Origin of the sequence: Pseudomonas sp. CFBP 13602 (genome assembly GCF_014842725.1) — a bacterium.
Taxonomy (GTDB): Bacteria; Pseudomonadota; Gammaproteobacteria; order Pseudomonadales; family Pseudomonadaceae; genus Aquipseudomonas; species Aquipseudomonas baltica.
The window spans coordinates 58,513-71,634 of the sequence record NZ_JACYVT010000002.1 but is presented as its reverse complement, the minus strand read 5'-3'; the positions used below and the strand labels follow the sequence as shown (position 1 = coordinate 71,634).

At 62.7% G+C, this 13,122-nt stretch carries 16 protein-coding genes; 12 read left to right on the top strand and 4 right to left on the bottom strand.

Annotation, left to right across the window (positions count from 1 at the left end; translation table 11 throughout):
• Positions 1 to 147: 147 nt before the first annotated feature.
• Both IFU31_RS03535 and IFU31_RS03530 read left to right on the top strand, forming a co-directional pair.
• Complete coding sequence (locus IFU31_RS03535; protein ID WP_192102548.1) at positions 148 to 1,389, top strand: glutamine synthetase family protein; 1,242 nt, start codon at positions 148 to 150, stop codon at positions 1,387 to 1,389.
• 115 nt (positions 1,390 to 1,504) lie between these two features.
• Positions 1,505 to 2,797: an MFS transporter gene (locus tag IFU31_RS03530; RefSeq protein ID WP_185794497.1), complete on the top strand. Its 1,293-nt coding sequence runs from the start codon at positions 1,505 to 1,507 to the stop codon at positions 2,795 to 2,797.
• 36 nt (positions 2,798 to 2,833) lie between these two features.
• Here the strand turns inward: IFU31_RS03530 and IFU31_RS03525 are convergent, their stop codons facing one another.
• The 4 genes from IFU31_RS03525 to flgA form a co-directional block, all read right to left on the bottom strand.
• On the bottom strand, positions 2,834 to 3,580 hold the full coding sequence (locus IFU31_RS03525; protein WP_192102310.1) for a flagellar brake protein: 747 nt from the start codon (positions 3,578 to 3,580) through the stop codon (positions 2,834 to 2,836).
• A 29-nt stretch (positions 3,581 to 3,609) separates the two neighbouring features.
• Positions 3,610 to 4,077, bottom strand: a complete 468-nt coding sequence (locus IFU31_RS03520; RefSeq protein WP_122475954.1) for a flagella synthesis protein FlgN — start codon at positions 4,075 to 4,077, stop codon at positions 3,610 to 3,612.
• 49 nt (positions 4,078 to 4,126) lie between these two features.
• Positions 4,127 to 4,432 (bottom strand): flagellar biosynthesis anti-sigma factor FlgM, encoded by a 306-nt coding sequence (gene flgM, locus IFU31_RS03515; protein WP_122475953.1) that lies wholly within the window; start codon positions 4,430 to 4,432, stop codon positions 4,127 to 4,129.
• A gap of 149 nt (positions 4,433 to 4,581) precedes the next feature.
• On the bottom strand, positions 4,582 to 5,334 hold the full coding sequence (gene flgA / locus IFU31_RS03510) for a flagellar basal body P-ring formation chaperone FlgA (protein ID WP_192058174.1): 753 nt from the start codon (positions 5,332 to 5,334) through the stop codon (positions 4,582 to 4,584).
• Between the two features lie 58 nt (positions 5,335 to 5,392).
• Between flgA and IFU31_RS03505 the strand changes: the two genes are divergently transcribed.
• From IFU31_RS03505 to flgH, 10 genes are all read left to right on the top strand, one after another.
• Entirely contained in the window at positions 5,393 to 6,319 is a 927-nt protein-coding gene (locus tag IFU31_RS03505; protein ID WP_122475949.1) for a chemotaxis protein CheV, read from the top strand.
• 48 nt (positions 6,320 to 6,367) lie between these two features.
• Entirely contained in the window at positions 6,368 to 7,195 is an 828-nt protein-coding gene (gene cheR, locus IFU31_RS03500; RefSeq protein ID WP_122476757.1) for a protein-glutamate O-methyltransferase CheR, read from the top strand.
• Positions 7,196 to 7,430: 235 nt separating this feature from the next.
• Positions 7,431 to 7,838, top strand: coding sequence for a flagellar basal body rod protein FlgB (flgB, locus tag IFU31_RS03495; RefSeq protein ID WP_122475947.1), 408 nt, complete (start codon positions 7,431 to 7,433; stop codon positions 7,836 to 7,838).
• 3 nt (positions 7,839 to 7,841) lie between these two features.
• Positions 7,842 to 8,285 carry a flagellar basal body rod protein FlgC gene (gene flgC / locus IFU31_RS03490; protein WP_122713719.1) on the top strand — a complete coding sequence of 148 codons (444 nt, stop codon included), beginning with the start codon at positions 7,842 to 7,844 and terminating at the stop codon, positions 8,283 to 8,285.
• Positions 8,286 to 8,300: 15 nt separating this feature from the next.
• A complete protein-coding gene (gene flgD, locus IFU31_RS03485) occupies positions 8,301 to 9,002 on the top strand; it encodes a flagellar hook assembly protein FlgD (RefSeq protein ID WP_122475944.1) in 702 nt (233 codons plus the stop codon).
• Positions 9,003 to 9,030: 28 nt separating this feature from the next.
• A complete protein-coding gene (gene flgE / locus IFU31_RS03480) occupies positions 9,031 to 10,341 on the top strand; it encodes a flagellar hook protein FlgE (protein WP_122475942.1) in 1,311 nt (436 codons plus the stop codon).
• A gap of 13 nt (positions 10,342 to 10,354) precedes the next feature.
• The gene (locus IFU31_RS03475) at positions 10,355 to 10,540 is read left to right on the top strand and encodes a hypothetical protein (protein ID WP_122475940.1); all 186 of its coding nucleotides are present in this window, start codon (positions 10,355 to 10,357) and stop codon (positions 10,538 to 10,540) included.
• Positions 10,541 to 10,773: 233 nt separating this feature from the next.
• Positions 10,774 to 11,511: a flagellar basal body rod protein FlgF gene (locus IFU31_RS03470; protein WP_122475939.1), complete on the top strand. Its 738-nt coding sequence runs from the start codon at positions 10,774 to 10,776 to the stop codon at positions 11,509 to 11,511.
• Positions 11,512 to 11,560: 49 nt separating this feature from the next.
• Positions 11,561 to 12,346: a flagellar basal-body rod protein FlgG gene (gene flgG, locus IFU31_RS03465; protein ID WP_043186004.1), complete on the top strand. Its 786-nt coding sequence runs from the start codon at positions 11,561 to 11,563 to the stop codon at positions 12,344 to 12,346.
• A 70-nt stretch (positions 12,347 to 12,416) separates the two neighbouring features.
• Positions 12,417 to 13,112, top strand: a complete 696-nt coding sequence (flgH, locus tag IFU31_RS03460; RefSeq protein WP_043186005.1) for a flagellar basal body L-ring protein FlgH — start codon at positions 12,417 to 12,419, stop codon at positions 13,110 to 13,112.
• The last annotated feature ends 10 nt before the right edge of the window (positions 13,113 to 13,122 follow it).

Sequence of the window (13,122 nt, the reverse complement as noted above, 5' to 3'; positions counted from 1 at the left end):
TTGTGTACATCGCCGAGTACGGCATTGAGCGTCAAGGGCAGAGAAATGAGTAGCGAAGGACTGCGTACGGTCGCCGAGCGTTTGAGCGGTGTCGATGAAATCGAATGCGTCACACCTGATCTCAATGGCGTACCGCGAGGCAAGGTCATGACGGCGGAAGGGTTCCTGGAGGGTCGTCGTCTGCAACTGGCCAGCGGCGTGCTGCTGCAATGCATCATGGGCGGTTATCCGCCCAGCCGCTACTACGGCGCCGACGACGGCGACGTCGCACTGGTGGCCGACCTGACTCGGTTGCAGCGCCTGCCCTGGAGCGAGCCGCCCCGTGCCTGGGTGGTCTGCGATGCCGAGGAGTTGACCGGCGGGTCATCCCCGCTGTCGACCCGCGGTCTGCTCAAGACAGTGGTTGCACGCTATGCGCGCCTGGGCTTGGCCCCGGTGGTAGCGACCGAGCTGGAATTCTTCGTCTTCGCCGCCAATCCCGACCCGTTACTGCCGTTCCAGGCGCCGATCGGCCTGGATGGCCGACGCGAGGATGGCAGCAGTGCGTTCAGCGTAGGCTCCAACAACGGCTTGCGGCCGTTTTTCAGCGAGGTCTATCGCAGCATGGCAGCGCTGGGACTGCCGCGCGACACGGTGATGCACGAAATGGGCGTCAGCCAGTTCGAGATCAACCTGCTGCATGGTGATCCGCTGCTGCTCGCCGACCAGACTTTCCTGTTCAAGCACCTGCTCAAGGAAGTCGGGCTCAAGCATGGGTTGAGCGTGGTATGCATGGCCAAGCCGCTGGCACGGGTGGCTGGCAGTTCGATGCACATCCACCAGAGCGTGGTGGCACTGGACACTGGCCTGAACGTGTTCAACGATGCCCATGACCAGCCCACCGACACCTTCCGTCACTTCATCGGTGGGCAACAGGCGGCCATGGCCGATTTCACGGCGCTGCTGGCGCCCAACGTGAATTCCTACCAGCGCCTGTGTCAGCCCTATGCGTCGCCCAACAATGCCTGCTGGTCCCATGACAACCGCGCCGCCGGGTTGCGCATACCGGCCAGCGCTGCCTGCGCCCGCAGGGTCGAGAACCGTCTGCCCGGCGCCGATGCCAATCCCTACCTGGCCATCGCCGCCAGCCTCGCCGCCGGCCTGCACGGCATCGAGCACCGGCTCGAGCCCTCGCAGCCCATGCAGGGCGACCTTGCCGTGCCCGAAGAATTGTCGTTGCCATGTACCTTGCATGCGGCCCTGGAGCGTCTCAAGCGCAGCCCGTTGGCCAGGGAACTGTTCGGCAATGTGTTCATCGAAGGCTACATTGCGACCAAGACCCTGGAGCTGGCGAGTTTCTTCGACGAAATCACTCCTTGGGAACGCCGGGTGCTGGCGGCCCAGGCTTGATCCTGCAACAGCTTGTATGCAGGTGACGATTTTCCCCGCCGCGCTCAGCCGAGGTGGCGGAAAAGGGCGTTGCCTGTGAACCGATCGTTCCGACACCCTTTACCGCGGACCTGCAATGCGCCAAATCTGGAAAAACTTTCGAGCCCTGTACTTCGCCTCACTGATGATGCTGATCGGCTCTGGCTTGTTGAGTACCTACCTGGCCCTGCGCCTGTCGGCCGAGCAGGTCGACAGCCTGTGGGTGGGTGCGCTGATGGCCGCCAACTATTTCGGCCTGGCCCTGGGCGGCAAGATCGGCCACAGGTTGATCGCCCGTGTTGGCCATATCCGTGCCTATGCCACCTGCGCCGGTATCGTCGGCGCCGCCGTGCTGGGCCATGGCCTGGTGAACTACCTGCCAGCCTGGCTGTTCCTGCGGGTCATCGTCGGTCTGGGCATGATGTGCCAGTACATGGTGATCGAAAGCTGGCTCAACGAGCAGGCCGACAGCAAGCAGCGCGGAGCGGTGTTCAGCGGCTACATGATCGCTTCCTACCTGGGCCTGGTGCTGGGCCAGTTGATTCTGGTGGTGCATCCGCAACTGGGGCTGGAACTGCTCATGCTGGTCGCGCTGTGCTTCGCCCTGTGCCTGGTGCCGGTGGCTCTGACGCGGCGCATTCACCCGGCGCCCATGCACCCGGCACCGATGGAGCCACGCTTCTTCATCAGTCGTGTGCCGCAGTCACTGAGCACCGTGCTGGGCTCAGGCCTGATCGTCGGCTCGTTCTACGGTCTGGCGCCACTGTATGCCTCGGCGCAGGGCTTGAGCACCGAGCAGGTCGGCTTGTTCATGGGTTCGTGCATTTTCGCCGGGTTGCTGGTGCAGTGGCCGTTGGGCTGGCTGTCGGACCGTTACGACCGTGCGCTGCTGATCCGCTGCGTGGCAGTCGGTATCGCCATTGCCGCGCTGCCGCTGGCGCTGATTCCGGCCGTGCCGCTGGAGGTGCTGTTCGCCGCCGGCTTCCTGGTGTCGCTGCTGCAGTTCTCGCTGTACCCGTTGGCCGTGGCGTTTTCCAACGACCATGTGGAGGCCGATCGGCGTGTTTCGCTGACCGCCATGCTGTTGGTGACCTACGGTGTCGGCGCCTGTATCGGGCCGTTGGTGGCAGGGGTGCTGATGAAGCAGTTCGGCAGCCAGATGCTGTATGCCTTTTTCAGCTTTTTCGCCGTGGTGCTGGTATGGCGGATCAGGCCGAAGGCAGTGACCAACCTGCACGTCGTGGACGACGCACCGTTGCATCACGTGGCCATGCCGGCCGCCAACTCGCCGTTGGCCGCAGCGTTGGACCCGCGGGTGGATGAGCACATGGTGCAGGAACAGATGCAGAACACCGAACCTGCCGAAGAAGAGCCGGTCAAGGCTGGCTAGGGTGCCGCCGGGCCGCACTCGAGGCGCGGCCCGGGTTTAGAAATCGTCCCGGTCGAAGCGCTGTGCGTCGCGTTGCAACTGATGCACGAAGCGCTCGAGCTGCCGCTGTATCAGCCCCGGGATATTGTGGAAGCGCACGCCCACGAAAGTGGTGTCGATGCGCTCCTCGAAATGCAGATGGCGCAGCTCGACCGCCGTATTCATGGCGCCGAAGGGAAGGCCGGCGCTGAAGCGCTCGTAGATCTGCCCCAGTTGCAACCGCTCGGCGATGTCGCCCTCGAAGCGCAGCTTGCAGCCATGGGCCGAGATGTCGAGCAGCTTGCCCACCAGGGTGCTCTTCAGCCGACTGCCGGCGATTTCCACATCGACCAGTTGCGACAGCTTGAGTGCGGCACGAAAGGCATTGCGGCGCTGGTGGTAGACCACCTGGCCAGGCAGCGCGCCGACATAGCAGCGGCTGCCCTGCTTCTGGGTGATGGTCCAGTGGCCATGGCTTTCCCAGGCAACGCGCACGCCGTCATGAAAGCCTTCGACCTTGAACCCTTCACCTGCTTCCAGGTATTTCTCGCCTTCGCGGGGAATCATTTCATCAAGGACGATGCGCAGGTTGTCCCGGTCCACTTCCACCAGAAAGCTCTGGCAGCGCAGGGTGCGCTCGTGAAAAGTGATGATCAGGGGGTCGTGGCTTTCCTGGAGCATGCGCAGGTTGGCGGCGACTTCCAGGGGTGTGGCAAGCACCTTGGGCGGTTGCGGTGCGTCTTCCACGTTCGATGCGTTTGACACGTTCTGGTCTACTCCGGGGAACACACAGGTCAGGCCTGGCTGAGGGCGCGGTAGGTGGCCATTCGCGCGGTCGAGCCACGGCTGTTGTAGAGCGACGGTGGCTCGGCGCCAGTAAGTATGCGGATCTGGTTGGCGGTCGCCACCTGCTGGCGCACGATGCCTTGGCCCACCTGTGCATTGATGGCCTGGCACTGTGCGAGCAACTGACTCAACGCATCGCCCCGGGCCAGCAACGCATCGCCCAGGTGCGACTGGCGCGCCAGCGCCTGCAGGCCGTCGCGATCGGCGGACAGGCCGAGCTGCATGAGCAGGTGGCTGCGCCGGCGTCCGTTCTGCTCGAGCAACACGATCAACGACTGCTTCTGCGCCAGAATCGTTTCCAGAAGCTCCATGTCGCGGCTTTGCAACGCCAGCGACTCGTCGCGCAGCAGCTCGAGCAGCTGCCCTGCGTACGGGAGGTCTTCTTCAATCAGCTGCAACAGCGTTTGATCGTGCATGGTGAGCCCTGGCGTTGACACGTCCAGAAGCCCCGGCGCCTAGACTGGGCTAGCGCTGGGCTTCGAAATTGAGCATTTTGCTGGCAACGCGCTCGCTGTCGACTTTATAGCTGCCCTCGGCGATAGCCTGCTTGAGCTCGGCGACGCGGGCGCTGTTGACAGTGGGCTGATCGCTCAGCTTGTCGGTAATTTTCTGCATTTGCTGGGCCTGATCGCTCAAGGTGACCGGTTCCCCGCTCTTCACGGCGGGCGTGCTTGGCACGGCCGTGTCGGCGGCCACTTCCTTGGCAGGGCTGGTACGCGAGGTACCCTGCACTGACGGCGAGTTGCCCACTCGGTTGAAGTCGATAACCATTGTTCTGAACCTCTGGGTATTTGGACGCTTGCCTTGTTTTCGGCCAAATCCCGATTAACTTTAGGCGCTGTTTCGCAAATGCCCGATGCCGCGGCTACGGGCCCGTGTAGGCCCCTAGTGTAGGAAAACTCCGGTTCGCCGGCCAGCTTTTACATCGCCACTTCCACTTGTCCAGGCCCGGTGACGCGCGCCTTGACTACTCGTTTGGAGTTCAGGTTGCGCACACGTATCTGCTCGCTCATGCCACCCTGGGCCAGCGCTTCGCCCGGCATGCGGACCGCCAGGGTGCCGCTGCGGGCAATGATCACCACTTGATCACCCTTGAGCACCAGCGCCTGTTGCTCGAGGAATACCGGCGTCAGCACCTGGTCGACCACCGTCGGTCGGATCAGCTTCATGCCCACGGCCTCGTCCATCGAAACCAGGAAGCCTTGACCCATGGCGCCGACGTCGCGTTCGCGCAACGCCACGTCGGCCTCCGTCAACACGCTGTCGCGCTTCAACGGCCGAGTGGTGGTCACCACCTCGCGAAAAAGCCGGACCTGCGCTGGAACGAATACCGTCCACGGCGCAGCGCCTTCGCAGCGCACTCGCACGGTCACCCGGCCCATGGGTTGCGCCGGGCTTTCCAGGCTGGCCGACAGTTGCCGGTCGCAACCGGGCATGCGCAGACGCGGGTCGAGATTGTTCACTTCGATCTCGTAGCGGCCCTGGATTTGCGAGGTCGCCAGATAATCTTCAACAGTGAACTCAAGAAAACCCTGGGTGACACCGATAAGCTGTTCGGGCAATGTGACATTGTCGGCGCGCGCCGCACTGCCGAGCACCGCGCCACCCACCGTGGCAACGGCCCAGAATAAATACGCGGCGATGTGTCGAGAAACTGTCGTTTTTGCGTTCATGCAGTGCTAATAGCAAGGCCCGTGCCGATATCGAGCGGGTCGCAAGAGGAGTTTGGGCATGGCGGGTGTAATGGATTCGGTGAACCAGCGCACGCAGCTGGTTGGGCAGAATCGCCTGGAGCTGTTGTTGTTTCGCCTCAATGGCAAGCAGCTCTACGGGATCAACGTCTTCAAGGTCAGAGAGGTGCTGCAATGCCCCAAACTGACGGTATTGCCGAAGTCCAACCCGGTGGTTCGCGGCGTGGCCAACATCCGTGGCGCGACCATCCCGATCCTCGATCTGGACATGGCCACGGGTGCTGCGGGCCTTGTGGCATCGACCGATACCTTCGTCATCATCACCGAGTACAACACCAAGATTCAGGGCTTTCTGGTGCATTCGGTGGAACGTATCGTCAACATGAACTGGGAAGAGATTCATCCGCCACCCAGGGGCACCGGCCGCGATCACTACCTGACGGCCGTCACCCGCGTGGATAACCAGTTGGTGGAGATCATCGACGTCGAGAAAATCCTCGCCGAAGTAGCGCCGACCTCCGAAGCGATCTCGGTTGGCGTGGTCGACGAGGAGACGCACAGCAAGGCCGTTTCCCTGCGCGTGTTGACCGTCGACGATTCATCGGTGGCACGCAAGCAGGTGACCCGTTGCCTGCAGACCGTGGGGGTAGAAGTGGTGGCCTTGAACGACGGCCGTCAGGCGCTGGAGTATCTGCGCAAGATGGTCGACGAGGGCAAGCGTCCGGAGGAGGAATTCCTCATGCTGATCTCCGACATCGAGATGCCGGAGATGGACGGCTACACGCTGACCGCCGAGATCCGCAGCGACCCACGCATGCAGAAGCTGCACATCATTCTGCATACGTCGTTGTCAGGGGTGTTCAACCAGGCCATGGTCAAGAAGGTCGGCGCCGACGATTTCCTTGCCAAGTTCCGCCCCGACGACCTGGCGGCACGGGTCGTCGATCGCATCAAGGCAGCAGTATGAATGCCGGGCGCCAGCGCCCGGCCTACCGAACCAGCAAGAGGCGGCACCGTGTCTACGGGTAATTTGGATTTTGATCAGTTCCGGGTCTTCCTGGAAAAAGCCTGTGGCATTCTCTTGGGCGAGAACAAGCAGTACCTCGTTGCCAGCCGCCTGAACAAGCTGATGGAGCAGCAGGGCATCAAGTCCCTGGGCGAACTGGTGCAGCGTATCCAGACCCAGCCGCGCAGCGGTCTGCGCGAGCAGGTGGTGGACGCCATGACCACCAACGAAACCCTGTGGTTTCGCGACACCTATCCCTTCGAAGTGATGAAGAACAAGGTTTTGCCCGAAAGCATCAAGGCCAGCCCCGGCGCACGCCTGCGTATCTGGTCGGCGGCGTGCTCGTCCGGCCAGGAACCCTATTCGCTGTCGATGACCATCGACGAGTTCGAGCGCAGCAACCTGGGACAGCTGAAATCGGGCGTGCAGATCGTTGCCACCGACCTGTCCGGCAGCATGCTGACCAACTGCAAGAGTGGTGAGTACGACAGCCTGGCGATCGGCCGCGGCCTCTCCCAGGAGCGGCTGCAGCGCTATTTTGATCCCAAGACGCCAGGGCGCTGGGCGGTCAAGGCGCCTATCCGCAGTCGCGTCGAGTTTCGTGCGTTCAACCTGCTCGACAGCTATGCGGCGTTGGGCAAGTTCGACATCGTGTTCTGCCGCAACGTGCTGATCTACTTTTCCGCACAGGTCAAGAAAGACATCCTCACCCGTATCCACGGCACCCTCAAGCCGGGCGGGTATCTGTTCCTGGGTGCATCCGAAGCCTTGAACGGCTTGCCTGAGCTGTATCAGATGGTGCAGTGCAGCCCCGGCATCATCTACCAGGCCAAGTGATCTTGCGCCTGGCGCGCTTCCTTCACCCAGGCGTGCGACCAAGGCGCACGGGCGGCAATTTTTCTGGCGCCAGCGTTGCCGCTTTTCCCCTCCGGCGGAAATTTCTTGCCGCTTTTCTGGCATCACCCAACGCCTGATAGGCCCGCAACCCGCATGGGACGGGCTTTTTGAGACTTGGCACACTGATTGCTATCTATCCTGCACGAACCATCTGGTCTGCCGCATAGGTACCAACATGAGCATCAGTTTCGACAAAGCGCTGGGCATTCACGAGCAGGCCTTGGGCTTTCGCGCCAAGCGCGCCGAAGTGCTGGCCAACAACATCGCCAACGCCGACACGCCCAACTACAAAGCTCGGGACCTGGACTTCGCCTCGGTGCTGGCAGCGCAGAACGAGCAGAACGGCAAAGGTGCCTTCGGCCTGCAGACCACCAGCAGCAAGCACATCGCCGCCCAGGGCTTCAGCTCGGGCGACGAGACCTTGCAGTACCGCATTTCCACGCAGCCTTCGCTGGACCAGAACACCGTCGATGCGCAGATCGAGCAGTCGAACTACGCCGAGAACTCGGTCAACTTCCAGGCCAGTTTCACCCTGCTCAACAGCAAGTTCAAAGGGCTGGTATCGGCCCTTCGCGGAGATTAAGCCATGTCCCTTGCCAGCGTCTTCAACATTGCCGGTAGCGGCATGAGTGCGCAGACCACGCGCCTGAACACCGTGGCGAGCAACATCGCCAACGCCGAAACCGTGTCGTCCAGCATCGACCAGACCTACCGCGCACGGCATCCGGTGTTCGCCACCATGCTTCAGGGCCAGCAGGCCGGCGACAGCGGTTCGCTGTTCCAGGACCAGGATTCGGCGGGGCAGGGTGTGCAGGTCACCGGCGTGGTCGAGGACCAGAGCGATCTGGAGGCGCGCTACGAGCCCAATCACCCGGCGGCGAACAAGGATGGCTACGTCTACTACCCGAACGTCAACGTGGTCGAGGAAATGGCCGACATGATCTCGGCCAGTCGTTCCTTCCAGACCAACGCCGAACTGATGAATACCGCAAAGACCATGATGCAGAAGGTGCTGACCCTGGGTCAGTGATAGAGGCGAGCGCAGATGACGACTACCAGCATTAACAATGGCGTGAGCGCCTCGGTCCTGGACTCATTGCAGAAGACCACCAGCAGCACCGACAGCTCGACCGGCACCGCCGGCAGTGCGTTGGGCAAGGACGCGTTCCTGCAGCTGCTGGTGACCCAGATGCAGAACCAGAACCCCCTCGATCCCCAGGACAATGGCGAGTTCGTCGCTCAGCTGGCGCAGTTCAGCAGCCTGGAAAGCATGCAGAGCCTGAATGCGTCGGTGGGCACCATCGTCAACAACTACCAATCGTCCCAGGCGCTGCAGGCCTCGTCGCTGGTCGGCCGCTCGGTCATCGCCCAGACCGATACCGCCGTGGTCGACCCCACCAAGGGCCTCACCGGCTCGGTGGCGCTGACCTCGTCGAGCAGCAACACCACGGTCGGCGTCTACGACGCCAAAGGTGACCTTGTGCGCAATATCGATCTGGGTAGCCAGTCCGCCGGCAACGCCGCCTTCACCTGGGATGGCAAGGACAGCAACGGCGCGGTTGCCGCTGCCGGCACCTACACCTTCAAGGCTGCAGCCACCGTCGACGGTACCGCCACGGCCATGAGCACCTACCTTCCAGCCACGGTGAACAGCGTCACCATGGGCACCAACGGCGGTGAATTGACCCTCAACCTCGCTGGACTGGGTAGCGTTGCGCTGTCGAAAGTCCAAACCATCGGAATTTGAGCCGCTTCGTCCGGCGCAGGAGTACAGCATGACTTTCAATATCGGCCTCAGCGGTCTTTCGGCAGCTAACAAGGCGCTCAACGTCACCGGCAACAACATTGCCAACGTCGCGACCACCGGCTTCAAATCCTCGCGCGCGGAATTCGCCGACCAGTACGCCGCGTCCATTCGCGCCACGGCCGGCAAGACCAGCGTGGGCAGCGGTGTGACCACCGCTGCCGTGTCGCAGCAGTTCACCCAGGGCAACATCGCCTCGACCGGGCAGAGCCTCGACCTGGCGATCAACGGCAACGGCTTCTTCGTGCTCAACGATGGTGGCCAGAAGCTCTACACCCGTGCCGGTGCCTTCTACAGCGACAAGGACGGCAACGTCGTCGACGTGAGCGGCAACAACCTGCAGGGCTACAACGCCCAGGACGGCGTAGTGCAGACGGGCGTCTTGACCAACCTGAAAATAGACTCCGCGAACCTGCAGCCCAAGGCGACCTCGAAAATCGCCGAAACGGTCAACCTCAACTCCAGCGCGCCGCAGGCGACCATTACCCCGTTCGACCCGAGCAACGTCAAAAGCTACAACTACACCTTCAACACCGATGTGTACGACAGCCTGGGCAACGCCCACCAGATGAACCAGTACTTCGTCAAGGATGCCACGGCCAACAGCTGGACCATGCACACCACCATCGACGGTCGCAATCCGTCCGATCCGACGGCCACCACGCCGTTGGTCAATACCTTGAGCTTCAAGTCCGACGGCAGCCTCATCGTGCCCGCTCAGGGTAACGTGCCTGGTGGCCTGGGCATCAACGCCGACAAGAGCTTCAACCTCGCCGGCTGGGTGCCTTCCACCCGTGGCGCCGATGGAACCTGGACACCCAACGGCGCGACTGCCAATGCCGGTGGCGTGGCGTTGGACATGCTGGCGACCACGCAATACAACTCGGCATCGGCCACCTCGGCCAAGACCCAGGACGGCTACGCCACGGGTGAGCTGACCGGTCTGTCGGTGGACGGCACGGGCAACATGTTCGCCAACTTCACCAACGGCCAGAACAAGGTCATCGGTCAGGTGGCCATGGCCAGCTTCGCCAACATGCAAGGCCTGGCGCCCAATGGCGGCACCAACTGGAAGGAGTCGTTCGCTTCCGGTACCGCCGTGATCGGTACGCCCGATACCGGTGTCATGGGCAACCTGCAGTCCCAGGCGCTGGAAGACTCCAACGTCGACCTGACGGCCGAGCTGGTGAACCTGATCAAGGCGCAAAGCAACTACCAGGCGAACGCCAAGACCATTTCCACCGAAAGCACCGTGATGCAGACCATCATCCAGATGACCTGATGAGGGCAGGGCAGTGATCCGGTGTCTGTGTGCAGCCCTGGCCATCGCCGCAACCTGCGCGATGGCCGTGGCGGCGCCCGCGCCCTGGTACACCTACCAGAGCCTGGCGAGCGGCCGCTACCTGTGCAGTCAGGTCGACCCTGGCCCGCATTACCGTCGCTTCGCCGGGCCGTTCAGCAACGCCGGCTGCCGTCGTTGAACACGGCGCCGTCGAGCCTCGCCCTGATGTCGCGACGTAAATCCATTCTCCCGTTGCCGCTAGCGGCAATCCGGCGCCGACTTTTCGGCGTCAAGCTTTCAGTCCGCTTCGGCCGCACCGCTGCAACCCCCGTCCTAGAGGGGCTGTAGCCGTATTGGTAAAGTTGGCCCGCATATTGCTCTACCTCTCTCAGTACAGCAGTAGACGGCATTCGCCCGTCGAGGGAGACAACTGTGGACAAGATGCTCTATGTGGCAATGACCGGTGCCAGCCAGAACGCGCTGGCGCAGAAGGCGCATGCCAACAACCTGGCCAACATTTCCACCACCGGCTTCAAGCGTGACCTGGAACAGGCGCGTTCCATGCCGGTGTTCGGCGATACCTTTCCTTCGCGGGCCTATGCCCTGACCGAACGTCCGGCCACCGATTTCAGTGGCGGCGCGCTGCAGGAAACCGGCCGGGACCTGGACGTCGCGGTGGGCGGCAACGGCTTCATCGCCGTACAGACACCCGACGGCGGCGAAGCCTACGTCCGCACCGCCAGCATGAACGTCGACGCGCTCGGTGTGCTGCGCGCCGGCAATGGTTTGCCGGTCATGGGCAACGGCGGCCCGATCGCCGTGCCGCCCGACGAGAAAATCGAAATCGGCATGGACGGCACCATCAGTATTCGTGGTCTGGGACAGGCTCCCAACGTCATGGCCCAGGTCGACCGCATCAAGCTGGTCAATCCGGACGTGAAAACCCTGACCAAGGGCCTGGACGGTCTGATCCACACCTCCAGCGGCCAACCGGCACCTGCCGACGCTGCGGTCCGCGTCGAGTCCGGCTTCCTGGAAGCGAGCAACGTCAATGCGGTCGAGGAAATGACCTCCGTGCTGGCGCTCTCCAAGCAGTTCGAACTGCACATCAAGATGATGAGCACCGCCAAAGAAGGCGACGAGGCCATGGCCCGGGTCTTGCAAATCTAATTCCAGCGTAGCGATCGCGCCGTAAACCAGGCGCTCCAGGAGAAGACACATGCTTCCAGCACTATGGGTCAGCAAGACCGGCCTCCAGGCTCAGGACACCAACCTGACCACGATTTCCAACAACCTGGCGAACGTGTCGACCACGGGTTTCAAGCGCGATCGCGCCGAATTCCAGGACCTGCTCTACCAGATCAAACGTCAGCCCGGTGCCCAGTCGACCCAGGACAGCGAACTGCCGTCGGGCCTGCAGGTCGGTACCGGTGTGCGCATTGTCGGCACCCAGAAGAACTTCACCGCCGGCAGCCTGCAGACCACCGACCAGCCGCTCGACATGGCCATCAACGGTCGCGGCTTCTTTCAGGTGATGCAGCCTGACGGCACCGTTTCCTACACGCGTGACGGTACCTTCCACCTGAACTCCGACGGCCAGATCGTCACCGCCCAGGGCCTGGCGCTGGAACCTGCGATCGTCGTTCCCAACGAAGCGCAGACTTTCACCGTAGGCACCGACGGCACCGTGTCCATCACTACCGCCGGCAACGCCGCTTCGCAGGTGATCGGCAACCTGCAGACCGCCGACTTCATCAACCCGGCCGGCCTGCAGGCCATCGGTGGCAACCTGTTCCTGGAAACCGCCTCCAGCGGCGCGCCGCAGGTGGCAACGCCCGGCCTGAACGGCGCCGGTACGGTACTGCAGAACACTCTGGAAAACTCCAACGTGAGCACTGTGGAAGAGTTGGTCAACATGATCACCACCCAGCGTGCCTACGAGATGAACTCCAAGGTCATCTCCACTGCCGACCAGATGCTGCAGAACCTGACCCAGAACCTGTAATTCGGGTCCATCCGTAATCCCCAAGCTACCTGGGCGCCACGTGCGCCGGCTACACCGTGAGGTCTGTGTCATGCGTCGTGTCTCGATTGTTCTTGCCCTGAGTGGAATGGCCTTGCTGACCGGTTGCGTCGCGCCGCCGGCCAAGCCCAACGACCCGTACTACGCCCCGGTGCTGCCGCGCACTCCGATGCCTGCCGCCGCCAACAACGGCTCGATCTACCAGGCCGGCTTCGAGCAGAACCTGTACAGCGACCGCAAGGCGTTCCGCGTGGGCGATATCATCACCATCACCCTCAACGAGCGGACCAGTGCCAGCAAAAGCGCCAACTCCAAGGTCGGCAAGGACAGCAACAACAGCCTGGGCCTGACCTCGCTGTTCGGAGCGGGTGTGAACACCAACAACCCGCTGGGCAGTGGCGACCTGAGCCTCAATGCAGGCTACAGCGGCACTCGCGCCACCAACGGCACCGCGGCGGCAGCGCAGAACAACAGCCTGACCGGTTCGGTCACGGTCACGGTGGCCGACGTGCTGCCCAACGGCATCATCTCGGTTCGCGGCGAGAAGTGGATGACGCTCAATACCGGCGAAGAGCTGGTGCGCATTTCCGGTCTGGTCCGCGCCGATGACATTGCCACCGACAACACCGTGTCCTCGACGCGGGTAGCCGATGCGCGCATCACCTATTCGGGCACCGGTTCGTTTGCCGAGGCCAGTCAGCCGGGTTGGTTCGACCGGTTCTTTGCCAGTCCACTGTTTCCTTTCTGAGTGCGCCCGT